The organism is Hymenobacter amundsenii (genome assembly GCF_002204745.1).
GTDB lineage: Bacteria > Bacteroidota > Bacteroidia > Cytophagales > Hymenobacteraceae > Hymenobacter > Hymenobacter amundsenii.
Genome location: NZ_NIRR01000005.1, coordinates 57,247 through 80,735, shown reverse-complemented (window position 1 = coordinate 80,735; position 23,489 = coordinate 57,247). Strand labels below are relative to the sequence as shown.

General features: G+C 63.4%; 19 protein-coding genes and 1 tRNA gene. 4 read left to right on the top strand and 16 right to left on the bottom strand.

Annotated elements, in window-relative coordinates; genetic code table 11:
* Nucleotides 1-93: 93 nt before the first annotated feature.
* Nucleotides 94-1,077 (bottom strand): FAD binding domain-containing protein, encoded by a 984-nt coding sequence (locus CDA63_RS05305; protein ID WP_088463410.1) that lies wholly within the window; start codon nucleotides 1,075-1,077, stop codon nucleotides 94-96.
* 73 nt (nucleotides 1,078-1,150) lie between these two features.
* Nucleotides 1,151-1,789 (bottom strand): (2Fe-2S)-binding protein, encoded by a 639-nt coding sequence (locus tag CDA63_RS05300; RefSeq protein ID WP_088463409.1) that lies wholly within the window; start codon nucleotides 1,787-1,789, stop codon nucleotides 1,151-1,153.
* Nucleotides 1,790-2,251: 462 nt separating this feature from the next.
* On the opposite strand from CDA63_RS05300, the gene CDA63_RS05295 reads away from it, so the two are divergent.
* Nucleotides 2,252-2,722 carry a hypothetical protein gene (locus CDA63_RS05295; RefSeq protein WP_088463408.1) on the top strand — a complete coding sequence of 157 codons (471 nt, stop codon included), beginning with the start codon at nucleotides 2,252-2,254 and terminating at the stop codon, nucleotides 2,720-2,722.
* A 106-nt stretch (nucleotides 2,723-2,828) separates the two neighbouring features.
* Nucleotides 2,829-5,039, top strand: a complete 2,211-nt coding sequence (locus CDA63_RS05290; RefSeq protein ID WP_165768199.1) for a tetratricopeptide repeat protein — start codon at nucleotides 2,829-2,831, stop codon at nucleotides 5,037-5,039.
* A 78-nt stretch (nucleotides 5,040-5,117) separates the two neighbouring features.
* Here CDA63_RS05290 and CDA63_RS05285 read toward each other — a convergent pair.
* The 8 genes from CDA63_RS05285 to CDA63_RS05250 form a co-directional block, all read right to left on the bottom strand.
* Nucleotides 5,118-5,204: transfer RNA gene (locus tag CDA63_RS05285), tRNA-Ser, on the bottom strand.
* An 81-nt stretch (nucleotides 5,205-5,285) separates the two neighbouring features.
* On the bottom strand, nucleotides 5,286-6,338 hold the full coding sequence (locus CDA63_RS05280; protein ID WP_242434553.1) for an asparaginase: 1,053 nt from the start codon (nucleotides 6,336-6,338) through the stop codon (nucleotides 5,286-5,288).
* A 210-nt stretch (nucleotides 6,339-6,548) separates the two neighbouring features.
* Nucleotides 6,549-7,325, bottom strand: coding sequence for a TatD family hydrolase (locus CDA63_RS05275; RefSeq protein ID WP_088463406.1), 777 nt, complete (start codon nucleotides 7,323-7,325; stop codon nucleotides 6,549-6,551).
* A 151-nt stretch (nucleotides 7,326-7,476) separates the two neighbouring features.
* Entirely contained in the window at nucleotides 7,477-9,753 is a 2,277-nt protein-coding gene (locus tag CDA63_RS05270) for a glycoside hydrolase family 3 C-terminal domain-containing protein (protein ID WP_088463405.1), read from the bottom strand.
* A 256-nt stretch (nucleotides 9,754-10,009) separates the two neighbouring features.
* Complete coding sequence (locus tag CDA63_RS05265) at nucleotides 10,010-11,107, bottom strand: glycosyltransferase (protein WP_088463404.1); 1,098 nt, start codon at nucleotides 11,105-11,107, stop codon at nucleotides 10,010-10,012.
* 84 nt (nucleotides 11,108-11,191) lie between these two features.
* Nucleotides 11,192-11,821 carry a polysaccharide deacetylase family protein gene (locus CDA63_RS05260; protein WP_317044037.1) on the bottom strand — a complete coding sequence of 210 codons (630 nt, stop codon included), beginning with the start codon at nucleotides 11,819-11,821 and terminating at the stop codon, nucleotides 11,192-11,194.
* 162 nt (nucleotides 11,822-11,983) lie between these two features.
* Nucleotides 11,984-13,120, bottom strand: a complete 1,137-nt coding sequence (locus CDA63_RS05255) for a glycosyltransferase family 4 protein (protein WP_088463403.1) — start codon at nucleotides 13,118-13,120, stop codon at nucleotides 11,984-11,986.
* 110 nt (nucleotides 13,121-13,230) lie between these two features.
* A complete protein-coding gene (locus CDA63_RS05250) occupies nucleotides 13,231-14,727 on the bottom strand; it encodes an oligosaccharide flippase family protein (protein WP_088463402.1) in 1,497 nt (498 codons plus the stop codon).
* 161 nt (nucleotides 14,728-14,888) lie between these two features.
* On the opposite strand from CDA63_RS05250, the gene CDA63_RS05245 reads away from it, so the two are divergent.
* The gene (locus CDA63_RS05245) at nucleotides 14,889-15,965 is read left to right on the top strand and encodes a GumC domain-containing protein (RefSeq protein WP_088463401.1); all 1,077 of its coding nucleotides are present in this window, start codon (nucleotides 14,889-14,891) and stop codon (nucleotides 15,963-15,965) included.
* Nucleotides 15,966-16,102: 137 nt separating this feature from the next.
* Nucleotides 16,103-17,560 (top strand): O-antigen ligase family protein, encoded by a 1,458-nt coding sequence (locus CDA63_RS05240; protein ID WP_088463400.1) that lies wholly within the window; start codon nucleotides 16,103-16,105, stop codon nucleotides 17,558-17,560.
* Nucleotides 17,561-17,639: 79 nt separating this feature from the next.
* On the opposite strand, the gene CDA63_RS05235 is transcribed toward CDA63_RS05240, so the two are convergent.
* The 6 genes from CDA63_RS05235 to CDA63_RS05210 form a co-directional block, all read right to left on the bottom strand.
* On the bottom strand, nucleotides 17,640-18,872 hold the full coding sequence (locus tag CDA63_RS05235; RefSeq protein ID WP_088463399.1) for a PP2C family protein-serine/threonine phosphatase: 1,233 nt from the start codon (nucleotides 18,870-18,872) through the stop codon (nucleotides 17,640-17,642).
* Nucleotides 18,873-18,970: 98 nt separating this feature from the next.
* Complete coding sequence (locus tag CDA63_RS05230; RefSeq protein ID WP_088463398.1) at nucleotides 18,971-20,158, bottom strand: ABC transporter permease; 1,188 nt, start codon at nucleotides 20,156-20,158, stop codon at nucleotides 18,971-18,973.
* Nucleotides 20,159-20,416: a MarR family transcriptional regulator gene (locus tag CDA63_RS05225; RefSeq protein WP_088463397.1), complete on the bottom strand. Its 258-nt coding sequence runs from the start codon at nucleotides 20,414-20,416 to the stop codon at nucleotides 20,159-20,161.
* A 95-nt stretch (nucleotides 20,417-20,511) separates the two neighbouring features.
* On the bottom strand, nucleotides 20,512-21,039 hold the full coding sequence (locus CDA63_RS21255; protein WP_242434552.1) for a c-type cytochrome: 528 nt from the start codon (nucleotides 21,037-21,039) through the stop codon (nucleotides 20,512-20,514).
* Nucleotides 21,040-21,177: 138 nt separating this feature from the next.
* Nucleotides 21,178-22,203 (bottom strand): glycosyltransferase, encoded by a 1,026-nt coding sequence (locus CDA63_RS05215; RefSeq protein ID WP_165768198.1) that lies wholly within the window; start codon nucleotides 22,201-22,203, stop codon nucleotides 21,178-21,180.
* A gap of 196 nt (nucleotides 22,204-22,399) precedes the next feature.
* Nucleotides 22,400-23,440, bottom strand: coding sequence for a lysylphosphatidylglycerol synthase transmembrane domain-containing protein (locus CDA63_RS05210; RefSeq protein ID WP_088463395.1), 1,041 nt, complete (start codon nucleotides 23,438-23,440; stop codon nucleotides 22,400-22,402).
* Between the last annotated feature and the right edge of the window lie 49 nt (nucleotides 23,441-23,489).

Genomic DNA, 23,489 nt, shown 5'->3' with positions numbered 1-23,489 from the left:
TCAGCGGCCCAACGAAGCAGTAGAGATGCTTCGACTTCGCTCCGTCGCTGGCTCTATGCGCCACATGCTCAGCATGACGCTCTGTTATCCTACTCAGGCAGCTACCTCACTTAAGGCCCGTACCAGCGTGTTCTGCGCCATTTCTACTTTGAAAGCGTTGTGCTCCCGGGGCTTGGCTCCGCGCAGTGCCGCTTCGGCAGCAGCCCGGAACACGGCCTCCGACGGCGCCTTGCCCACCAGCAACTTCTCGGCTTCGGGCGCGCGCCAGGGCTGAGTTCCTACACCACCCAGTGCTACTTTGGCCGAGCGGATAACCCCCCCCTGCACTTCCAGCCCCACCGCCGCCGACACCAGCGCATAGGCGTACGATGCCCGGTCGCGCACCTTCAGGTACATCGACTTACGGGCCGCCTCAGTTTGCGGAATGGTTACGGCTACCAGCAGCTCATCGGCTTCGAGCACGGTTTCGCGCTGGGGCGTGGTGCCAGGGAGCAGGTAGAATTTAGTGATGGGCACCTCGCGTTGCTTGCCCTTGGCGTTTTCCAGCGTCAGCACGGCGTCGAGGGCGGTGAGGGCCACGGCTAGGTCGCCGGGGTAGCTGGTGGCAATGCAGGTTTCACTGGTACCGAGGATGGCCAGATTGCGGTGGTCGCCCTCCAGGGCGGGGCAGCCGGTGCCGGGCTCGCGCTTGTTGCAGGGGAAAGCGGTGTCGCGGAAGTAGCCGCAGCGGGTGCGTTGCAGCACATTGCCTCCAATGCTGGCCATGTTGCGCAACTGGGCCGAAGCCGCCAGCAGCAGCGACTGCGACACAGCCGGAAAGTTCTGCACCACCAGCGGGTGCTCACCCACGTCGCTCATGCGCTCCAGGGCTCCGATGCGCAACCCGTTTTTGTTCATTTCAATACCCCGAAAGGGCAGCATGTTCACATCAATGAGCTGGTCGTGGTTTTCCACGTTCAGCTTCATCAGATCAAGCAGCGTGGTACCGCCGGCAATGAAGGCCGCCGATTTGTCGTCGCGCTTGGCCGCGGTAGCTTCCTTTGCTTTTTCGGCCTGGAGGTAGGAGAAGTTATTCATGGGGTCTGATAGTCTTAAGCTTGGGAACTTGGATGCCGGCCGTGCGCAGCACAACCAGTTACTGCTGGGGGCACTACCCCATTTTCCCTTTCGCTTCCAAAATGGCGGCCGTGATGTTAGGGTAGGCGCTGCACCGGCAGATGTTGCCGCTCATCCATTCGCGCACTTCGTCGGCCGAACCGGCGTGCCCCTCTTTCACGCAGGCCACCCCCGACATAATCTGGCCGGGGGTGCAATAGCCGCACTGGAAGCCGTCGTGCTTCAGGAAAGCCGCCTGCATCGGGTGCAGCTCCTCGCCTTTAGCCAAGCCCTCAATCGTGGTAATTTCCTTGCCCTGGGTCATCACGGCCAGGGTCAGGCAGCTGTTCACGCGGCGGCCATCCACGAGCACGGTGCAAGCGCCGCACTGGCCATGGTCGCAGCCCTTTTTCGAGCCCGTCAGGTCGAGGTACTCGCGCAGGGCGTCGAGCAGCGTTACACGGGGCTCGGCCTGAATGGTGCGAGCGGTGCCATTTACCCTTAGGCTGATGGAAGAAACGCCCTCCACCTTCTTCGAGAGGGCCGTCAGGCGCTCGGCCTGGCTGATAAAGGGGGGAGCCAGAGCCAGGCCCAGGATGCCGCCGGCCTGCTTCATAAACGTACGGCGCGACCCTTCACTGGCGGGTTGGCCCTGGCCACCGGCCGGGCCAGCGGGGGTAGATTGATCGGACATAAACGAAATCGTAGGGGTGAAAGGAACCGCCGCTGGAAGGCAGCAAACCGAAATGTGGCTGATGGGTAAACACGCATTTGCCCGCCGGGTTCGGCGTGGCCGACACATAATTGGAAGCGGGGCCGAAGGCAACGGCAGCAGGAGGCGCTATTTTCTTACGCGAAAACTCCACTGTACGTTCTACTGCGCCTTTACTCTACTGCTTGTTCTACGCATCACCCGAATGGACATCCTCTCTGACTATCAGCTCCTTGCTGCCATAACAAGCCTCCAGTGATTGTAGCTGCTCACCTGAGAAAGTCAGTTTCCCGGCTTGCCCAGTCCAAAGTAGTCGCGGCCAAAAAGCAGGCATGATCATTTCTATTCGTTATAATTATACATATAAAATATTTAATTATTAGATAAAAATCCCTATATTCCTTACCATCATGCTGTTATCCTTCACCCTCATCACCCCTAGCTATGAGTGAGCCCAACAATTTCCCCGACCCTGCTCAGGAAGCCACCGACGACTGCACTCAGCAGGTGCTCGTTTCGTCGGATAACTGGCAGGAAACCGTTGACTTGTATGAGCTAGCACTAGGGAAATCACCTAGTCCGGACAAACCACCCAAGGCGGTATTCGATCTGGGTGGGGGCAATAAGCTCTGCGTCATCCAAACCGACGAAGAGAAGGCATTGCTTGATCAAACAGCCAAACCCGCTTTTTTCCTGGAGCTACGGACCTCCCAACTGGTAAAAGATGTCCTGACGAAAGCGCACAGTTTGGGGGCGAAACTCGTCATTCCTTACACGCCTATCGAGGTACGTTCAGTGCCTCAGCAACCAGGCGGTGTAGCGTATCTGTTTTTAGGTAGTGCCCGGTTGCCCCAGCGCCTTAAGGCCACCGCCCCAGAAGCGGAGTTGGGGTTCATCCATAACCCCAACTGGTAACTCCACCCGAGCGGCCCGCCACAGTGCGGCCGCCTTTTTTGCCGGTAGTATGCGTGCCAATCAGCGTCGTTGCCCCGTTCTGTTCTTCTGCCTTACCTACACACCTATGAAACGCTCCCTGGTTGTGCTGTTTCTGAGCTTGCTGGTGATGGAACCACCCGCAGTTGCCCTTCCGACCCCCGATGATAGCTTGCGACAGTTGCTGCGCACCAAACGCCGGCCCGATACCGTGCGGGTACGGCGGCTCCAGGCCCTGGCTCACCTGCTTAAGAATACTGATGCCGTTCAGGCTACCCAGCTGAGCCTCCAGGCCCTGCAACTGGCCCGCGCCCTAACCGATTCGGTGGGCCAGGGCGAGGCGCTGCTGGCGCTCGGCAACCTGTATCGCCGCCAAGACCAGCCGGCCCGGGCCTACCGCTATGCCCAGCAGGCCCGCCGCCTCTACGCCCACCGCCACAACAGCCAGGGCGAAGGCCGCGCCTGGCTGGAGCTCGGGACTCTGGGCATGGTGCAGGACAACCCCGTGGAAGCCCTGGCGGCCGCGCTGCGGGGCTTGCCCAAGGCCGAGCGCGCCCAGGATCTGAAAACCCAGTCCCGGCTCAGGTTCGTGATGGGCACGGCCTATTACCAGACCGGTAACTATGCCGAAGCCCTGCCGGTGCTCCAAGCCACGCTCCGAAATGGCCGGCAACTCGCAGACCATCAACTGGTAATGTCGTCGCTGAGCACACTCGGCGATACGTACCAGATGTTGGAGGACTGGCCCCGGGCCCGGCGCTGCTACCAGCAGGCCCTGCGCCTGAGCCGACAGCAGGGCGACCAGCAGGGCGAGGCAGGCTTCGAAGTCAGCCTGTCGGACGTGTACAGCCAGCTGGGCGACCCGGTAGCGGCCCTGGCCCACGGCAAACGGGCCCGCCAACTGGTGCGCCTCAGCGACGATGCCTTCAACCGGTCGGCGGTGGCGCTGGCGCTGGCCCGCGCCTACCAGCTGGGCCGCCAGCCCGACAGCGCGCTGGTACTAGCCAACGCGGCGCTGGAACTGGGCCAGCAGAGCGGACGTAAAAGCATTGTGCGCGGCGCGGCCCGCCTGCTGGCCGAAACCTACGCCGACCAAACCGATTTTGGGCCGGCCTACCGTTTTCGGACGTTGCAGATGGCCTACGACGAAACACTTTCGGGGGAGGACACCCAGCGCCGCACCGGCGCTTTGCGCTACAGCTACGAGCTGGACAAGAAGCGCAGTCAGATTGCCCTGCTCACCAAAACCCGCCAGCTCCAGACCCAGAAGGCGGGCCGCCAGCGCCAGCAATTCTATGCCCTGCTCGCGGGCCTGGGCGGCGTGCTGCTGCTGGCCGGTTTGCTGCTGCGCAACGTGTATCTTAAGCAGGCCAGCAACCGCCGCCTGAAGGAAAAAAACCAGCAGATTGCCGCCCAGCGCGACCACCTCGACCAAACCCTAAACGAGTTGCAGGCCGCCCAGGCCCAGCTGGTGCAGCACGAGAAGCTGGCCTCGTTGGGCGAGCTGACGGCTGGCGTGGCCCACGAAATGCAGAACCCGCTCAACTTTATCAACAACTTTTCCGATGTCAGCCTGGAGCTGATTGACGAGCTTACCGAGGAACTGAATAAGGAGCACCTCTCGGCGGCCGGCCGGGCCCTGAGCACGGAGCTGCTGACGGAGTTGCGCGAAGACCAGGCCTGCATCAACCAGCACGGGCACCGCGCCGCCCGCATCGTGAAAAGCATGCTGGAGCACTCCCGCGCCAGCAGCGGCCAGCCCCAGGAAACCGACCTCAACGCCCTGGCCGACGACTGCCTGCACCGCGCCTACCAGCACTGGCTGGCCGCACACCCGGGGTTCAGCGCCCACTTTACCCTGCACCTGTCCCCTCACCTGCCGCAGTTGCGGGTGGTACCCCAGGACCTGTGCCGGGTACTGCTCAACCTGTTTACCAATATGTTCTATGCCCTGCACGAAAAGCAGCAGCAGCAGGGCCCCGCTTTCCAGCCCGAAGTAAGCCTGGGCACCCAGCAGACCGCCACGGAGGTAGGCATATGCGTCCGCGACAATGGCACCGGCATGAGCCCGGCCGTGCGCAGCCGCGTGTTCGAGCCCTTCTTCACCACCAAACCCACCGGCGAAGGCACCGGCCTAGGCCTCTCCCTGAGCTACGATATCGTGACCAAGGGCCACCGCGGCACCTTCAGGGTGGAAAGCCAGGAAGGCGAGTACACCGAGTTCATTATAGGCCTGCCCCTCTCGCTGGCTGTTGGAGCTGCCCCAGGGCCATCGGTCCGGGCCACCATTGCGGCCTGACGGGCCAGGTTAGCCGGCCCGGCAAACACGCCGGTAAAAGCAAAAGCCCCGCTTGCTGGTAGCAAACGGGGCTTTACGTAGAGGGGATGGGATTCGAACCCACGATGAGCTTGCACCCATACACACTTTCCAGGCGTGCTCCTTCAACCACTCGGACACCCCTCTGGGTGCGCATCCAGGATGCGGTTAGGTGGCGCAAAATAACACCCGATTTTTGGGATACGCAAGCTCCGGCAGCCCTAAACCTCAGATTGGCGTGATTTCGCCGCGCAAGTCTTGGGCCAGCAGGCGGCGGGCCTGGGCGGGGTTATCGCTGAGGCCGAGCACGAACATGAGCTTGGTGATGGCCGCTTCCACCGTAATATCGTCGCCGCCCACAATCCCGATATCGGAGAGGTAGGCGCTGGTTTCGTAGCGGCCCTGCAACACCCGGCCCTCCTCGCACTGGCTCACGTTGAGCAGCAGCACACCCCGGTTGGTAGCCTCGCGCAGGCACCCCAGGAACCAGGGCGCGGTGGGCGCGTTGCCCGAGCCGTAGGTTTCGAGCACGCAGCCGCGCAAGTCAGCCACCTCCAGCTGGGCGCGCACCATGCGTTCGGTCAGGCCCGGGAACAGGCGCAAGATGGTTACCCGCTCCTCCAGCCGCTCGTGCACCCGCAAAGGGCCGGCGGGTAGCAGCCGAATCTGCTCGTCGTTGAAGGCCAGTTCGATACCGGCCCGGGCCAGGGGCGGGTAGTTTTCGCTGCGGAAGGCGTCGTACTGCTGGCTTTCCACCTTTTTGGCCCGGTTGCCCCGGATGAGCAGGTCGTTGAAGAACAGGCACACCTCGGGCACGCGCACGGTTTTGGCCATCGGGTGGCGGGCGGCGGCCATTTCGAGGGCCGTAACCAGGTTGCGGCGGGCATCGGTGCGGATACGGCCCACGGGTACCTGGGCCCCGGTAAAGACCACCGTTTTGCCCAGGTTTTCGAGCAGAAAGCTCAGTGCCGCCGCCGAGTAAGCCATGGTATCGGTGCCGTGGAGCACCACGAAGCCGTCGTAGCGGTCGTAGTTTTCGGCAATGAGGGCGGCCATGCGCAGCCAGTCGGCGGTGGTCACGTTGCTCGAATCGATGGGCTCGCCCAGGTTGGTCACGTCCACCTGCATGTTGAGTTGGCGCAGCTCCGGCATCTTGCGCCGGATCTGGTCGAACTTCATCGGCACCAGCTCGCCCCGCTTGTTGTAGGCCATACCGGCCGTGCCGCCGGTGTAAATAACGAGAATGGAGGTTTCGGGGGCGGAGGACAGCGTTACGGGCACGGGTAGGAACGGGTTCGGGTGGAGCCGCTAAGGTAGTCGTTGGTTTTTGGTGGTGAGGCGGTGATGGCAGTGATGAGGGCAAAAAGCCCGTCATGCTGAGCGAAGGCGCAGCCGCAGTCGAAGCATCTCTACCGCAATGGCAACCCTGTCGATTGCAACGAAGCGGTAGAGATGCTTCGACTGCGCTCAGCATGACAGTTCTCTTCTCCCCTACTTCCCCACCTCCCCAAACAGTGCCAGCGTGTTGCGGGTCGTGGCGGCGGCTACTTCTTCCACTGGGCACCCCAGCAGCTCGGCTACCCGGTGGGCCACCAGGGGCACGTAGGCGGGCTCGTTGCGCTTGCCGCGGTGGGGTATGGGGGCCAGGTAAGGGCAGTCGGTTTCCAGCAGCAGGTGCTCCAGACCAAGGCCGGGCAGCACCTTATCGAGGCCGCCGTTCTTGAACGTGGCCACGCCCCCGATGCCTAGCCGGAAGCCCAACCGGACCACCTCCTCGGCTTCGGCCGGGGTGCCCGAGAAGCAGTGAAATACCCCCCGCAGGCTGCCGTCCTGGGCCTGGGCAATGATGTCGGCGGTTTCGCGGAAGGCTTCGCGGGTGTGCAGCACCAGGGGTAGGTCATGCTTTTTGGCGAGGGCCACCTGCACCCGCAGGGCCTCCTGCTGCTCGGCGAGCAGGGTTTTATCCCAGTACAGATCAATGCCGCACTCCCCCACCGCCGCGAACGGCCGGCGGCCCAGCCACTCCTCCACCTCGTAAAGCTCCCGCTCCAGGTTGCGCGTGACGTGGCAGGGGTGCAGGCCCATCATGGCGTAGCACTGCGTGGGGTAGCGCGCTTCCACGTCCAGCATGGCCTCAATGCTTTCGTGGTCGATGTTGGGCATGAAGATCGTTTCGATGCCGTTTTCATAGGCCCGGAGCAGCATCTCGTCCTGATCGGGCTGGAAATGGGGCGAGTACACGTGGGCGTGGGAATCGGAAAAGGTCATGTTGGAAGACTGGGGAACTGGGGTGTAGGGATAGGCCACAAAGATACTGTCATCCTGAGCGGAGCGAAGGACCTTGTACCACAGCACGGTGGGTGGTACAAGGTCCTTCGCTCCGCTCAGGATGACAGTATCTCAACTCAGCCCCAAACCGCTACAGCTCCACCGTGCCCTGCTGGCGGATGTCGCGGCTGGAGGAGCCGGCGAGCAGGGTAAAGCGGCCGGGCTCCAGGGTCCACTGCTTCTGGGCTTCGTTGTAGAAGCGGAAGGCGTCGGGGCTGAGGGTGAGGGTGACGGTTTTGCTTTCGCCGGGCTTCAGAAACACCTTCTGGAAGGCTTTAAGCTCCTTTTCGGGCCGTTTCACGCTGGCCTGGTCGTCGTGCACGTAGAGCTGGACCACCTCGGCCCCGGCCACTTTGCCGGTGTTGCGCACCGACAGCGTGACGGTGGCGCTGCGCGAGCCGGGCTTCACCTCCATTTTGCCGTACTCGAAGCTGGTGTAGCTCAGGCCGTGGCCGAAGGCGAACTGGGGCGCCACTTTATAGGTGTCGAAGTAGCGGTAGCCCACGTAGATATCGTCCTTGTAGGTCTGCTTGAGCGGGTTGCCGGGGGTGCTGGGGTACTCGCCGAGCTTGTGGGCGGGCGAGTCTTCGAGTTTCACGGGGAAGGTGAAGGGCAGCTTGCCCGAGGGGTTCACGTCGCCGAACAGCACGTGGGCCAACGCGTTGCCGCCTTCCATGCCCGGATACCAGGCCTCCACAATGCCGCGGGCCTTGCCGGCCCAGGCCGATACATCAATAGCCCCTCCGCCCATGAGCACCACCACGGTGTTAGGCTGGGCGGCCAGCACGGCATTCACCAGCTCATCCTGGCCGAATGGCATCTTCATATCGGGCTTGTCGTAGCCCTCGGCGTCGTACGCGTTGTCGCTCCACACCTTGTAGTCGTAGCCGTGGGTCGAGCCGCCCACGAAGATGGTCACGTCGGCGGCCTTGGCGGCGGCTACGGCCTGGGCAATCAGCTTCGGGTCGGCTTTCTGACCGCGGGCAATGGTGTAGCCGGGTACGTAGTTGATCTGGGCATTGGGGCCGAGGGCCTTTTGCAGGCCCTGGAGGGGCGTAATTTCGTACTTGGCCTTCACCTGGGAGCTGCCGCCGCCCATGGAGTTGGGCCGGGTGGCGTTGGCCCCGATAACGGCGAAGGTCTTGGTGGTTTTGCTCAGGGGCAGCAGGTTACCTTCGTTTTTGAGCAGCACGATGCCTTCCTCGGCCACCTTGAGGGCCGTGGCCTGGTGCTCGGCCGAGTTATAAATGCCGGCCTTGCGCTTGGCACCCTCCAGCATGTTGGTGGCGTACATCACGCGCAGAATCCGGCGCACTTTGTCGTCGAGCATGGGCACCAGTGCCGGGTCCTTCTTCACGGCCTCCAGCCCCGCCGTCCCGAAGTAGAACCGGTCGTAGAGGTTGACCTTCATGGCGGGCGTGAGGACGCTGGCCGTCTGGTCCACCGACTGGTACATGAGGGTCAGGTCGGTGCCCATTTCCAGGTCGGTGCCGTTGCGCATGGCTTCCTGGGTGTCGTGCACCGAGCCCCAGTCGCTTATCACCAGTCCCTTGAAGCCCCATTCGCCCTTCAGAATATCGTTCATCAGGTAGGCATTCTCGGTGGCGTAGGTGCCCCGGAACTTATTGTAGGAACCCATCAGCGTGTACACGCCGCCTTCCTGCACGGCGGCCTTGAAGCCCGGCAGGTAGATTTCGCGCAGGGCCCGCTCGCTCATGTCCACGTCGATGTCGTTGCGGTGCAGCTCCTGATTGTTGGCGGCGTAGTGCTTCACGCAGGCCGAAACGCCCTGGTCCTGCACCCCCCGGATGTAGCCAACCACCATTTTCGAGACCAGGTAGGGGTCCTCGCTCAGGTACTCGAAGTTGCGGCCGTTGAGGGGCGTGCGGATGATGTTGATGCCGGGCCCCAGAATCACATCCTTGCCCCGGAACGCAGCCTCACTGCCCAGTACCTCCCCGAAGGCGTAGCCTAACTCGGGGTTCCAGGTGGCGGCCAGAGTGTTACCGGTGGGCAGGTAAGTGCCGGCGTCGTTCACATCCTTATCTACTTCCCAGTCGCGGCCGTGCTCCACGCGCACGCCGTGGGGGCCGTCGGAGGTTACCAGCTCCGGAATATTGAGCCGGGGCACGCCGCCCGAGGTGAAGGAGGAGCTGGCGTGAATCATGGCAATTTTCTCCTCCAGCGTCAGCTTTTGCAGCAGCGCGTCAATCTTGGCCTCGTTGGCCAGCAGCTGCTGCTGGCGGTTGACTTCCACGGCCGCGGGAGAGTCGGTGGCGGCAGTTTCGGAAGTGGAGGTAGTGGTCTGGCACGACGCGCAGAACAGCGCGGCCGCCAGGATTGCGGCCCGGGAGTGAAATAGGAACATAGAGAAGCGCAGAACGTGGTGGGAAATTAGTGGTGAGAACAACCCCACTACACCTGGTTGGCCGAAGCCGACGGGGCATAGTATCCAAATGTAAGTCGCTCGGCCAGCAAAAACCACCCACACGCCATGCAAACAGGGTTTCGCGCTAAGCGCCCCGCTTTCACCCATACGCTTAGGGCACACGCACTCCGGCCTTTTGCAGACTCCTCCGGCCTCCCAAAGCGGAACCCGAAACGGTTAAAAAACAACCGGTTATTTATCGGTACCGGCGCCCTTTCCACTCGAAATGCAGGGGCAGCAGCCGGAACAGCACCAAACTGCCGGAAAGGGCCAGGGTGTATAGTTCGAACAGCGGCAGTAGCTCCAGCGGCGGCCGGCGGCCCACCCGCCGGAAGCAGACCCACGCCAGCGCGCCCTGCACCACCACTTTCGCGGCCCATACCGCCAGCGCCGCCCCGGGCCCCACCACGGCCAGCCCCAGCAGCACCAGATAGAACGAACCATAGAGCGCCAGGCACGCTTGCAGCCAGCCGGGCAGCTGCTCTACCCCGCGCAGCCACCGCCGCCGCTGGTGCAGCAGCCCCCGCCAGCTATACTGGGGCAGCGACTCGGCCAGCACTTCGGGCCGGTACAGATTGCGGCTCCCGAAACCCCGCGCCCCCAGGGCCTTGAATAGCTCAAAATCCTCGGTCACGGAAAACGGCAGGGCCTCGTAGCCCCCGGTGGCCTCGTAGGCAGTGCGGGTCACGAGCATGTTGTTGCCCATGGCCGTTACTGGTTGGCCCAGGTCCGTGACCACCTGCACCAGGCCCAGGGAAAGCAGCCAGTCGAGGCCCTGGAGGCGGTGGAAAAGCGCCGGACCCGTAACCAGCGTGATACCCGTAACGCTGCCTACGCCCGGGCCAAGGTGGGCCAGTAGGCCGGGGAGCCAGGTGACGGGCACGGCAATATCGGCGTCAGTGATAAAAAAGAAGTCGGTGGTAGCGGCCCGCGTGAGGTGGGCCAGCACGTTGGCCTTACCCCGGGCCGAGCCGAGGTTTTCCCGGATATCGAGCACTCGAAACGAGCCCGCGTAGCCCTGCATGGCCGCCGCCGCTACGGTCGTGGTTTGGTCAGTCGAGCCATCGTTGCCGAGCAACACTTCCACCAGCTCCGGTGGGTAGTCCAGTGCACGAATGGCCTGCAGGCAGCGGCCGATGGTGGCGGCTTCATCGCGGGCGGCAATCAGGATGCTCACCCGGGGCAACAGCTCCGGTACTGGCCCCAGCAGGCTCCCTCCTCCCCGGGCCAGCACCAGCGAGGCCGCGACCAGCAAGGTGAACCAACCCGTGAAGTAAAGCGCGAACAGGAGCATTTTTTAATTTTTGGTGGATTGTTTTGGTTGGAAAGAACGTCATTCAGAATGAAGGCCTTTCTACCCCTGCATCAATCATCAATCTTACAACGCCGCGAACCGGTAGCCTAAACCGGCGAAGTGACCGAGGTAGCGGGGCAGCACGTAGCGCAGGTTGGGGCTGGCCTTGACGCTGTCGTGGAACACAACGATGCTTCCGGGGCGGGTGAGGCGGATGGCGGTGGCCAGGCACTGGGCGGGGGCGTAATCCCGGTCGTAGTCGCAGGTGAGCAGGTCCCACATCACTACCTGGTGGGTGGCGTGCAGCTCCCGGGCCAGCCCGCGCGTGATACGGCCGTAGGGCGGGCGCAGCAGGGGCCGCGCCTCGGGCTGCAATGCCTGCAACACCGCCTGGCAGCGAGCCACGTCGGCCAGGTAGGCGGGGCGGGCATGGCGCCAGCCGCTGAGGTGGTGGTAGGTGTGGTTGGCCAGCCGGTGCCCCTCGGCCAGTACCTGCCGGGCCACCTCGGGGTGGCGCTCCAGATTCTCGCCCACGCAGAAAAATGTACCCCGCGCCTCGTAGCGGGCCAGTTGCTCCAGCACGAAGGGCGTCTCCTCCGGAATTGGCCCGTCGTCGAAGGTGAGGTAGAGCGTGGGCGGATCGGTGGCGGGCATGGTCCAGAGGCAGTCCGGAAACAGCCCCCGCACCAGCTCCGGCATGCGGTGTAAGTGCAAGGTGAGAGGTGAGAGGTGAGAGGTGAGAGGTGAGTAAAGGAACGTCATTCTGAGCGAAGGCGTGAGCCGTAGTCGAAGAATCTCTACCGCTCCGCTGGCATATTTTCGAGTATCAGCAAGCGAAGTTCTTTGGCTGCGCTCAGCATGAGTGTTCCTATCTCTTCACTCATTGGCAAAAGCCGCTAGCTCAATTTCCCGCCACAACCGCCGGGCGCTTTCGGCCCAGCTGAAACGCGTTACGTTGCGGTAGCCCCGCGTTACCAGCTCCTCCCGGTAGTCGGCTGACTGGTAGACCCGGGTGAGGCCGGCGGTTATGGATTCGACGGAAAATGGGTCGACGAGGCAGGCGGCATCGCCGGCTACTTCGGGTAGGGAGCTGCAATTGGAGGTGATGACGGGCGAGCCGCAGGCCTGGGCCTCGATGACGGGAATGCCGAAGCCCTCGAAGTAGGGCACGTAACAGGTACCAAGGGCGGCGGCGTAGAGTTCCACCAGTTCAGTGTCGGTTACGCGGCCGGTCAGGTGCACATCATGGCGGTGCGCCAGCTGCTGGTACACGTCGAAGATGGGGCCGGCTTTCCAGGCAGTGCGGCCCACAACTAGCAGCTTTACCGGGGCGTTGGTGGCGGCTTTGAACGCGTCGAAGGCCCGCAACAGGTTCACTAGGTTCTTGCGCGGCTGCAAGGCCCCCACGAACAGGAAGTAGGATTTGCCGGCCGCGTACCGTTCCCGGGTAGCCCGCTGTTGCTCCGGCGGCTGGGGCTGGAAGTGCGCATCCACGGCGTTATACACCACACTAATCTTGGCCGGATCGGTACCGTAGCGGGCCGTAATGTCCTGCTTGGTGGCTTCTGACACGGCCACCAGCCGCGCCGAGGCCCGGGCGAAACGGGGCGTGAAGAAGCGGTAATAGGCCAGCACCAGCCGGTTCACATCTTGCGGAAAGTGCTCGAAGGCCAGGTCGTGGAGGACCGTCACGCGGGGCACTTGGGTGCGCAGCGTGGTGAAGCCATCCGGGCTCAGGAATACGGCCGGGCGGTGCCGGGCCAGCCAGCGGGCCAACGCCCCCTCGAACCAGGCCACCCACAGCAACGGGTGCCGGGCCGGCGGACTCAGCACATGGGCCACCACGTTCGGTCCCAGCAGATACCGTTCATCAAATGCCCGGTCGAAGAGGAAGTGAAACGTGTGCTCCGGCTGCTGCCGCACCAACTCGCGCAACACTTCGAGCGTGAACCGCCCAATACCCTCCAGCTTATCGCCGGGCAGCAAAAAACGGACGTTGACGGCGATGTGCATGGCAGTGAGTTGGAGTTGTAGAAACGCATCTTTGCGTCTCGTCGTTGCCGCTCTTAATCGTCCTGGGCTACCGTTCAACGTCAGCAACGATGAGACGCAAAAATGCGTCTCTACCCGTTTTCGGCCTTTTTTTTACGTTGTAGTACGGCTTTTATTTCCGCGACCCGCACCACGCCCAGCGCGAATACCAGCGCCAGCAGCCAGCAGGCGGCCAGGGCGGTTTCCAGCCACCAAGGCAAGCCGGCGTAGGTGCGCAACGCGTACCAGCCGCCGCAGAGGCCAGCGAAGGCCAGCGCCAGCCGGCCCAACATGCGGAGCGGCAGAGACACGCCGGTGCGGCGCGGCACCAGCCACACGTAGCCCACCGACACGAACACGGCGCACAACAGCGTGTTGGCGGCCCCGGCCAGCGCTCCGTAACGGGGCATGAGCAGAAAGTTGAGACCCACGTTGAGCGCGATGCTGCCCGTTACGAGCCAGGAAACCGGCTTCTCGTGGTCGGTGCTGGTGAGCAACGTGCTGTAAATAGCGAAGAACGCATGCACCAGCACGTTGAGAAACAGAATTTGCAGGCACTGGGTCATGCGCGCTATTTCGGCCGGGGTGCTGTGCTCGAACTGGAAGAACAGCACCTCGCCCCGAAACAGCCCGAAGGCTACCACCAGCAGCAACGGCACCGTGACGACGCGCTGGCCGAACCAGAGCAGCTCCTGCTGCTCGCCGGGCCGGCCGGTGGCCCGGGCGAAACGGGCAAAAAACAGCGGCAGCACCGTCCAAAGGTACATCATCACGGCATCGACCCAGCGGTAGGCGGCGGCGTAATAGCTGGCCTCACGGGCCGATACGAGCCGTTCGAGCATGAGCATGTCAATTCGTTCGTTCAGGCCATATACCAGCGTAATAAAGGCCAGCGGCAGGCTTTCGAGCAGTACTTGCCGGGCCTGCCGCCAGCGGGGGCGCAGGCGCACCCGCCCATAAAAGCGGCGGATAAGCCCAAAAAGCAGCAGCAGCGTGAACAGCCCCGCCGCCACCCGCGCCCCCACGAATCCTTCGAGCGTGAGGCCCAGCGGCAGCAGCGCCAACACCAGCCCCAGCAGCAGCACCCGCTCCAGCACCGAAAGCACGGCATCGGTATTAAAGCGCTGGTCGGCCTGGAGCACGCCCCGCAAAAACTGGGTGTATTGGGTGAACAGCAGTCCGGCCGCCGTTAGGGCCAGCACCAGCAGCCAGTAGCCCTGGTAGCCCAGCAGCCAGCCCAGCCCCACCGTGAGGCCCAGGAAGCCCACGCCCAGCCCGGCCCGCAGGGGCAGCAGCGTGGGAAAGAAATCGGTGAAGTAGCTGGCCGAAGCCGCCAGGCGCTTGGTGCTGAGCTGAGTAGTACCCAGATCGGAAACGGCCGCCACGATGGTGGCCAGCGTGAGCACGGCCGTGAAGGTGCCGAACAGCTCGTGGCCCAGGCGGTCCTGCACCACGTTTTCGAGCACCACCCAGCCGGGCTTCACCAGCAGGTTGAGCAGCACCACGAAGCCGATATTTCCGAAAAAGCGTTTGATGCGCGAGAAAAAGCTAGCCTGAGAAGAAGGAATTCGGGCCGCTGGCCGGGCCACAGTGGGCCCCTGCGAAGCAGCGGGGCGTAAAACTACACAAAAGCCGGTGGGCTTTGGGCGGGCCCACAGCGCTGCCAGCGGGCTTTTTTTCCGCTATCTTTGCCTGCCTTTGCCAGCGCATCTTCCCTTTCCACTTTCTGCTGGCGTGGCCTGTTTTGTCTATGTCGGAGCCTGTTTATTCGCTATTGGGCCTATGGCCGATTGTTAATCGTTGGAAGAAGCTGGTGCTAGCCGCCGTGGTGCTGGCCGCCGTGGTGAGCATCGTAGTGGCGCTGCTGCTGCCCAACATCTATAAATCGACGGCAGTCTTCATCCCCACCAACCCCCAGACTACCGACCCCGACCGCATTGCCACAGAAGGCAGCCGCCTCGAACTCAATGGCCGTACCGAAGACCTGGACCGCGTCATTACCATCGGCGAGTCGCAGCCGGTGGCCGATCTGGTGATCAAGCGCTTCGACCTCTACAAGCACTACAAAACTGGCCAGCCCGGCGACGATGCCGCCGACGATGCCACGTTGCGCGAGTTCGGCTCTAACCTGAGCATCGTGCATAACGAGCGCGACGCCATCGAGCTAACCTTCCTCGACCGCGACAAGAAGCTGGCCGCCGATATTGCCAACGCCATGGTGGAGGCCATCGACTCGGTGAACCAGCAGCTCACGCTCGAAAACCGACGCAACGTGCTCGGCATTTACGAACAGCGGTTCCAGTTTCTGAACACCGAGTTCGAGCGTTCACGCCAACTCTTGATTCAGGCCCGCAAGCGCTACGGCATTTACGGCCTGGAGCAGCAGTCGCGCTACCTGGGCCGCGAAATTGTGGAAGTGGAAAGCAAGCTGCACCAGGCCGAGGGCGAGGGCAACTCCGGCAAGGCCGCCGGCCTGCGCCGGGCCCTGCGCGGCCTGCTCCGCGCCGACGGCGGCAACGTCATGAACCTGGAAGCCTACACGATGGGCGTCGATTCGCTTAACCTGCTGGCCTCGCGCACGACCGACTTGCAGAATCGACTCGTAAAAGCCCGCGGCGATTACGAAACGGCCGACGTGTCGTTGAAAGGTAAAATCTCGTCGCTCTACATCGTGCAGAAAGCCTATCCGGCCACCAAGAAAAGCAAGCCCATCCGCTGGCTGATCGTGGTAGGATCTGTATTCCTCACCTTGGCCCTTTCCATCGTCGTGATTACGCTGCTCGAACTATGGCGGCGCACGACCCGGCCCCGCGTAGCAAGGGCTTAGGGGGTACTATCGGCGCGGCCGCTTTGTTCGGTAGCGGGCTGATTTTACTTGTAGCCAAGCGGACCGTTGCTGCCCTAATCGCGGCGTTGCCCTCCGCTTACAGAATCCGTGAAATCCGTTAAAATCCGCGCTAATCCGTGATCCGGCGACTAACCTCCCTGCTGCCCTCCGACCCGGCCCAACGGATTTTCGTAGGCTTCGTGCTGCTGCTGGTAACGGGCGGCGCGGCGGCGCTGCTGGGCAGTTCGCCCCAAGCCTTGTTGCCGGTGGCCGGTGCCCTGGGCCTGCTGGTGCTCTTCACCGAGTGGCGCATTCTGTATTACCTGCTATTCCTGACGCTAGCCTTCTCACGCGAAGTAGGACTCCCCGGCGGCCTGAGCCTCGACGTGCCCTCCGAGCCGCTGATGCTGCTGGTGACGGGCTGCGTGCTGGCTACCCTGCTTATGGGGCGGGCGTCCATTGCGAGCCGCGAACTGGCCCACCCCATCGTCATCATCTTGGCCCTGATGCTGTTCTGGTCGGTGGTATCGGCCGCGTTTTCGGTTGAGACCACCAAGTCTGTTAAGTACCTGCTGGCCAAGGTGTGGTACATCGTGCCGTTTGGGCTGGGTACGCTGCTGCTGCTGCGCCGGCCCGCCGACGTATGGCGGGTGGCCGGCATTTACATTGTGGGGGCAGCCCTCACGGTGCTCCTCACGGCGGGCAAGCACGCGGCCCATGGCTTCAGCTTCGACTCCATCAACGAGGCAGTGCGGCCGTTCTACCGCAACCACGTGATTTATGCCACCGTGCTGGCCCTGGCCCTGCCGTTTGCCCTCTACCGCATCCGTACCACTACGGGGCGCACTCGGCTGGTATGGGCGTTGGGGGGCCTGGTGCTCCTGTTCGGGCTGATTACCTCCTACACCAGGGCCTCGGTGCTGTCGGTGCCGGTGGCGGGGCTGTTTTATGGGGTGATGCGCCTGCGCCAGACGCGCCTGCTGCTGCTTGGCGCGCTAGCGGCAGCGGTAGCTGGGGGTGCGTACTTCGCCAGCCAGAACACCTATATGCTCTACGCGCCCGACTACGAAACCACGGTTTTCAACGGCGACAACTTCGAGAAGCACCTGGAGGCTACCTACAAACTCGAAGACGTATCGGGCATGGAACGGGTGTACCGCTGGGTAGCGGCCGGCCGCATGGCCGCCGACAAGCCCCTGGTGGGCAGTGGCCCCAGCACGTTCTACCCCGAGTACAAGCGCTACACGGTGCGCAGCTTCCGCACCTACGTGAGCGACAACCCCGAAAAATCGACCACCCACAACTACTTCCTGCTGCTGCTGGCCGAGCAGGGCTTCCCGGGCCTGATCCTGTTCATCGCGCTGGTGGCCGTGGCCCTGCTCACCGTCGAAAACCTCTACCACCGCACCGCGCCCGGCTCGCAACCCCGCTACGTGCTGCTAGCCGCTGGCCTAAGCTTGGTCATCATCATCTTTCACCTGCTGCTAAACGAGTTGGTCGAAGTCGACAAGATCGGCTCCTTCTTCTTCATCGACCTGTTTCTGCTGATTCGGGTAGGCAGTTGGGTGCGGGAGGAAGTGAGAAGTGAGAAGTGAGAAGTGAGAAAAGGAACGCCATACTGAGCGGAGTCGCAGCATGACAGTTCCCATTACTTTATCACCCCATCACCCAAAATCACTTAAACCGGCAGCTTAGAATCGTTACGTCGTCGGCGAAGCCGGTGCCGGACTGGTCGAAGGCCGTGATTTCGCGCAGCAGCTCGCTGTGGATGGTGCGTAGCGGGGCATAGCGGGTCTGGCGCAACACGCGCAGCACACCCTCCTCACCGAACTCGTTTTGGGCGGCGTCGAATACCTCCGTCAGGCCATCGGTGTAAGTGAGCAGCAGGCTGTGAGGGGGCACGATAACGCGGCCCACGTTGAGCATGGGCACCTCGTCCATCACGCCGAGCATGATGGTGCCGTCGCGCAGGGCCTGCACGGGGCCGGAATCGGGCACCAGCAGCGGGTCGTTGTGGCCGGCATTTACGTACTGCAACTCGCGGGTGGCGCGGTTGTAGAGGCCAAAGAACACGGTGATGAACTTGTCGCCCCCCGCGTTGCGGAAAATGAGGTGGTTGAGTTCGTGAACCACCGTGGCCAGATCGGCCTTTTGGCGGAGCAGCGTGCGCAGCCCGGCCTGGAAGTTGGACATCAGCAGCGAGGCCGCCACGCCCTTGCCCGACACGTCGGCCACGGCAAACAGCACCCGGCCTTCATCCAGCTCCACTACATCGTAGTAATCGCCACCCACGGCCGTGTGGGGCACGTAACTAGCGTGCACGGCCACGGCCGCGTCGTTGGGCAGGGTGCGCGGAAAGAGCATGGTCTGCACTTCGCGGGCAATTTCGATTTCCTTGCGCATGGCCGCCGAAGCCACCCGCTGCCGGGCCAGCCGGCGGTTCTCAATGGCCCCGACCAGGATGTTGCTCAGCGTTTGGAGAAACTTGGTAGCCTCCTCGCCGGCGTAGTCCTCGTACACGTTGCCGATGAACACGTAAGCCAGCACGTAGCCGTTTTGCACCACCGGAATCGCAATTTCCAGATTTTCCCACACGGGCCCCAACCCCAGCATATCACGCAGGTGGCAGGGTACGGTGTTGCAGGTATCGGTGATGGCCGAGGGTAGCTCCACCTTGCGGAAATCGGCCAGCCCGGCCCCGAAACAGGCCATGCAGGCCCACTCGCGCTCCTCCTTCACGTAGAGCACCAGCCGCCGGATATTGAGCTGGCCGAGCAGCGTGAACTGGAATATGCGGTAGAGCGCAGCCTCGGAATGGTCTTGGTTGATGGCCTGGGTGATTTCCAGCAACGCCCCTAACTCCCGCTCTTTCAAAAACAACTTCTTCTCGGGGGTAGTGGTCGGCATAGCGGAGGTGAATCGGTGAATGAGGGACTCGGTGAGTTGGTGAAGGGGTAGACGGGCGAATGATTTTTTGTTCACTCGTTCACCGAGTCACTTATTGATTAAAGTGGTGTTTTGGGGTCGTAGGCGTCGCGCAGGCCGTTGCCGAGCAGGTTGAAGCTGAGCACGAGCAGGCTGATGGCCAGGCCGGGCAGCAACGTGAGCCAGAGGCCGGCCTGGGTGCCGAGCAGCTGGAAGCCTTCGTTCACCATCAGGCCCCAAGACGGAGCCGGCGGCTGCACCCCCAAACCTAAGAAACTCAGGCCGGCTTCCAATAAAATGGCGGCCGCGAAATTGCTCGTGGCCAGCACAATCAGCGGGCCGGTCATGTTGGGCAGCAAGTGGCGGGCAATCAGGCGGCTCTGGGGCAGGCCCAACACCCGGCCGGCCTCCACGAAGGTAGCCGAGCGCAAACTCAACATCTGCCCCCGCACCACCCGGGCCACGTCCACCCACATGGTCAGGCCCACGGCCACGAACGACGTCCAGACCCCCTTACTGTCGAGGGCCAGCGAAATGGCAATCACGAGCATAATGCCCGGAATGCTCCACACCACCGTCATCAGCCCGAGCAGCAAACTATCGACCCAGCCGCCCACGTAGCCCGCCACGGCCCCCACCAGCATGCCCAGCAGCACCGAAATAATTACTGCCACCAGCCCAATGCCCAGGCTGATGCGGGTGCCCAGCAACAGCCGGCTCAACTCGTCGCGCCCCGCCTTGTCAGTACCTAGCCAGTACGTTCTTTGGATGATGTTTTGGCGGGCCAGCGGAGCTAGTTCGGCGGCCGAACCCATTTGGCCAGCCACTTCGCGCAGGGCATAGGCCTGGCGCCGGTCGGCGAGGGCCGAGTGGTTTTGGTAGGGCGTCGTGATGAGCGAGTCGCCGACGATGCGGTAGCTACCGATGGGCATTTCGCGGAAGCGGGGTGTGCGGCCCTGCCACCAGGTCAGGAAGATGTTGTCGGCCCCGCGCACGGCGGCGGGGCGGGGCAGGCGCAGAATGGTGGCCCGAAAGCCGGGCGCTTCCTTTTGCAGCTGCACCAGGCCGTTGTTGGCCGAAGGCGAGTTGTCGGGCAGCACCCAGTAGCCCAGCACCGCCACCAGCGTGCAGAGCACGATAAAGCCCAGGCCCAGCATGGCGGGCGTGTTGCGCAGCAGGCGCTGGCGCACGTAATAGCCCGGCGGCCGGGCCGGCGGCAGTAGGGCGGCTACGGGCACGGTAGGGGCAGCAGGCGCGGCAACGGCCATTTAGCGGGTGTTGTGCTGGAGCAGCCCTTCTTTGGAAGCCAGAAACTGGCAGTCGCCCACCAGGGCCCCGAAGGAGCTTTCCTCGTAGGCCAGCTCGGTATCGGGGTCGGGCCAGAAGCTGCGCACGTAGCCTACGTCCATGAGGCGGCGCAGGGTTTCGACGAGCTCGGGGCGCGGCAGGCCGGTTTTTTTCAGCAGCTCGGCGAAGGGGGTGACGAAGTAGAGTTCGTCGAGGACATCAAATTCGGCGTCGGTCACGGAGTGGGTAGCGGGTTCGGGGCAAAGGTAACCGGCTGGCGGGTTTTCTCGCAGCGGGATGCGCAGGGATGCGCGGAGGTTAAAAAGGAGGCTGTTCACTCAACCAGCCTTACTAGTCCTACTGCCCGCGCCTCGTTGGATTCCACATAGTCCAGGATCTGGCTGATTTCCTTATCCGAGAGCTGAAAGCTCGGCATTTGTTGCTTTTGGTACTGATTGAAGATTTTCACCGCGTACTCGTCGCCGCTAGCTACCAGCTTACCGGAGTTTCTGACCCACGCCCGCAGCCAGGTTTCGGGCCTGCGCTTCCGCGCCCCGCCTAACGCGGGTCCTACTACCACATCGTTCACGGCGTGGCATTGGGCGCAGTTGCCTTTAAATAGCGCGTCGCCGGCCATTATTGAGGCGTATTGCTCTGGCGATAAAGGCACCGTACTGATTGAAGTTGAATCAGCGGCCGGAGCGCTTGCTACTGCCTCGTTGGTAAGCGACAACGACTCCGCTCTTTCATAATCTTGAACTCCGGTCAGCTCGCCGCCCAGTAGCAGCAGGCACGCTCCGATGGCCCCAGCCACCACCGCCAGGCTAGCGGGCATCACGATTTCTAGCATGTTCTTATTCATAGGACAAATGAGCTATAGCAATTACCCTATGAAGTACGCCCCCAACTGCCGTAAAAGCAAGCTTTTTCGGGTTTCAATGGGTACCGTATACTGTTGGCCCCACTGTGGCAAGAACTGAAGTCTGGGCCACAGTCGGGCTTACTTCCCTCCTACCTGCCGGCCCTTCCATTCGTAGCCGCCGCGCAGGCCGGCCAGGCCCGTCAGCAGGGCGTAGGGGGCGTAGGCCAGCTGGAGCACCGGCACCCAGAGCAGCCAGCCGGGGCGGCCCAGAAACCGCAGCACCGGCCGCAGCAGCAGGCCGTCGCCGAGCAACTTGGCGGCCCAGGCCAGCCCCACTACCGGGGCCGGGACCAAACCGGCGGCCCACAACCCGGCCCCGGCTGGGAATGTGAGGTTGGCGGCCAGTACCAGCACGGCCAGCTGCTGGGGCGCGCGGGTTTGGTAGTGCTGCCACTTGCTGGCCCAGCGCACTCGTTGCCGCAGCAGCTGCCGCAGCGTGGGCTGGGCAGCCGTCCGCACAATGGCCGCCTCCTCAGCCAGAAACCGGATGCTGCCCGGAAAGGCCGCGTGCAGCTTGTGGAGCAGAAACTCGTCGTCGCCGCTGGCCACGGTTTCGTTGCCGGCAAAACCGCCCACGGCGAAGAAGTCGGCGCGGCGGTAGGCTAGATTGGCGCCGTTGCACATGGTGGGCTGCCCGAGCCCGATACCGGCCGCCCCCACCCCCACCAGCCCCGCCAGTTCCAGGCCCTGCAAGGTGGCCAAAGCGCCCGCGCCCGTGAGCAGCACCGGCCCGCTGATGAAGCGAGCGGCCGTGTCGCGGTCTACAGCTCCAGCGTAGGCCCGTACCCAGCCGGTAGGCAGCCGGCAATCGGCATCGGTAAACAGCAGCCAGGGCGTGCGGGCGGCTTCCACGGCGGCCCGGATGGCGGCTTTCTTGCCGGTGGGGCTGCCGGGTTGGTCGGCCAGCGTGAGCAGGCGCACCAGCAGCGTGGCGGCGGCCTCCCGCACTAGTCGGGCCGTGTCGTCGGTCGAGTGGTCATCTACAATCAGCACCTCAAACCCACCCGGCACCGGCTCCTGAGCCACCAAATCGCGCAGCAAATGCGGCAGGTTTTCGGCCTCATTACGAGCGGCGATAAGAACGGAGAAGGCAGGGCTTTTCACCCCACCCCCTTCCCCTCCCCTGCGAGAGAGGGGTGCCAAACGCGAGTTCAAAGATTCGTGAACGCACCCCTCTCCCGGAGGGGAGGGGAAGGGGGTGGGGTAAGCGCCTGCCACGCCCGTCGGAAGCGCCCCATCTGGCCCAGATACAGCGCGGCGGGCACCAGCAACGCCGCAGTGCTGAGCCAGGCGGCGGCCCTCATGCGGCGGGGGCCGCTGCCGGCTTTTTGCGGCGCAGCACTTTCAAGCGCAGCACGAATATGAGGCCCAGGGCGCTGGGCACGGCGATATTAAGTACCCACAAACTCAGGCTGGCGCTGAGTACCGGCAGCACCGGCTGGCCCAGCAGCCCGAACAGATGGGTGGCCGACAGCTCCCGCACGCCCACATCGGCCAGGGCATTGAGCGAGGGCACCAGCGACTTGAGCAGGAACGTGCCCGCCACGGCCGCCGCCGCCGGCCCCAGCGGCGCGCGCACCCCGTAGGCCAGCAGCAGCAACCCGAACTGCGCCCCGAACACCAGGTAGCGCAGGCCCGAAATCAGCAGCACATGCGTGAGCAGCCGGGCTGGGTAGGTGGGCATTACGGCCAGGTAGCGCGCAAACCGGCGCAACGGTTTCACGGCCTGCACGGCCGCCACCAGCAGTTCGGAGTAGTAGAGCGGCAGCAACACTAACAGGTTGATGACCAGCGTGAGCACCACCAGCCCGAGCTGGGCGGCCGGGTAGCCGGGCAGGTAAAAGCGCACCAGAAAGTAGAGCAGCCCCAGCGTACCGGCCGCCACTGTGGCCACTAGCTGGCAGTAGCGCCCCAGAAAAACGGCTCCCAGCGCATCGAGCCGGCGACTTTTGAGCTCCATGATGCGGCCGGCGTAGTCGCCTACCCGGTTGGGCGTTACGAACCCCAGGGTGAGACCCACCAGCACCGCCCGAAAGCTGCGCCGGAATGAAACAGGCTCCAGGTGCCGGGCCAGCCGCCACCACTTCCAGGCCTCCAGGCCCCAGTTGACGGGCATCAGCAGCAGGGCCAGCAGCACTGGCCCGCGCCCCTGGCCGCCGAGGCTGCGGGCTAGCAGCCCCCGCCACGCGGCCGCCGTAGCTTCATTATCGACCACCGAGTGCCAGAGCAGGCCCAGCGTGAGCAGCGTGATGCCCAACTTGCCCGCTATTACCCAGCCGCGCCGCCGCGCCGGGGCCGGGCGCGGTTCGGGGGTTTGGACGTAGCTTTGGGGTGATAACATAGTGGAGCTGTTGGCTGAAAGCTAGTAGCTGTTAGCCTTTTTTCAGGCG

Excerpts from the sequence above, each read along its gene's own strand:
- CDA63_RS05300 (WP_088463409.1), bottom strand. The coding sequence starts at position 1,789 with ATGTCCGATCAATCTACCCCCGCTGGCCCGGCCGGTGGCCAGGGCCAA.
- CDA63_RS05210 (WP_088463395.1), bottom strand. The coding sequence starts at position 23,440 with ATGTTATCACCCCAAAGCTACGTCCAAACCCCCGAACCGCGCCCGGCC.
- CDA63_RS05230 (WP_088463398.1), bottom strand. The coding sequence starts at position 20,158 with ATGGCCGTTGCCGCGCCTGCTGCCCCTACCGTGCCCGTAGCCGCCCTA.
- CDA63_RS05255 (WP_088463403.1), bottom strand. The coding sequence starts at position 13,120 with ATGCACATCGCCGTCAACGTCCGTTTTTTGCTGCCCGGCGATAAGCTG.
- CDA63_RS05265 (WP_088463404.1), bottom strand. The coding sequence starts at position 11,107 with ATGCTCCTGTTCGCGCTTTACTTCACGGGTTGGTTCACCTTGCTGGTC.
- CDA63_RS05295 (WP_088463408.1), top strand. The coding sequence starts at position 2,252 with ATGAGTGAGCCCAACAATTTCCCCGACCCTGCTCAGGAAGCCACCGAC.
- CDA63_RS05270 (WP_088463405.1), bottom strand. The coding sequence starts at position 9,753 with ATGTTCCTATTTCACTCCCGGGCCGCAATCCTGGCGGCCGCGCTGTTC.
- CDA63_RS05305 (WP_088463410.1), bottom strand. The coding sequence starts at position 1,077 with ATGAATAACTTCTCCTACCTCCAGGCCGAAAAAGCAAAGGAAGCTACC.
- CDA63_RS21255 (WP_242434552.1), bottom strand. The coding sequence starts at position 21,039 with ATGAATAAGAACATGCTAGAAATCGTGATGCCCGCTAGCCTGGCGGTG.
- CDA63_RS05290 (WP_165768199.1), top strand. The coding sequence starts at position 2,829 with ATGAAACGCTCCCTGGTTGTGCTGTTTCTGAGCTTGCTGGTGATGGAA.
- CDA63_RS05245 (WP_088463401.1), top strand. The coding sequence starts at position 14,889 with ATGTCGGAGCCTGTTTATTCGCTATTGGGCCTATGGCCGATTGTTAAT.
- CDA63_RS05275 (WP_088463406.1), bottom strand. The coding sequence starts at position 7,325 with ATGACCTTTTCCGATTCCCACGCCCACGTGTACTCGCCCCATTTCCAG.
- CDA63_RS05235 (WP_088463399.1), bottom strand. The coding sequence starts at position 18,872 with ATGCCGACCACTACCCCCGAGAAGAAGTTGTTTTTGAAAGAGCGGGAG.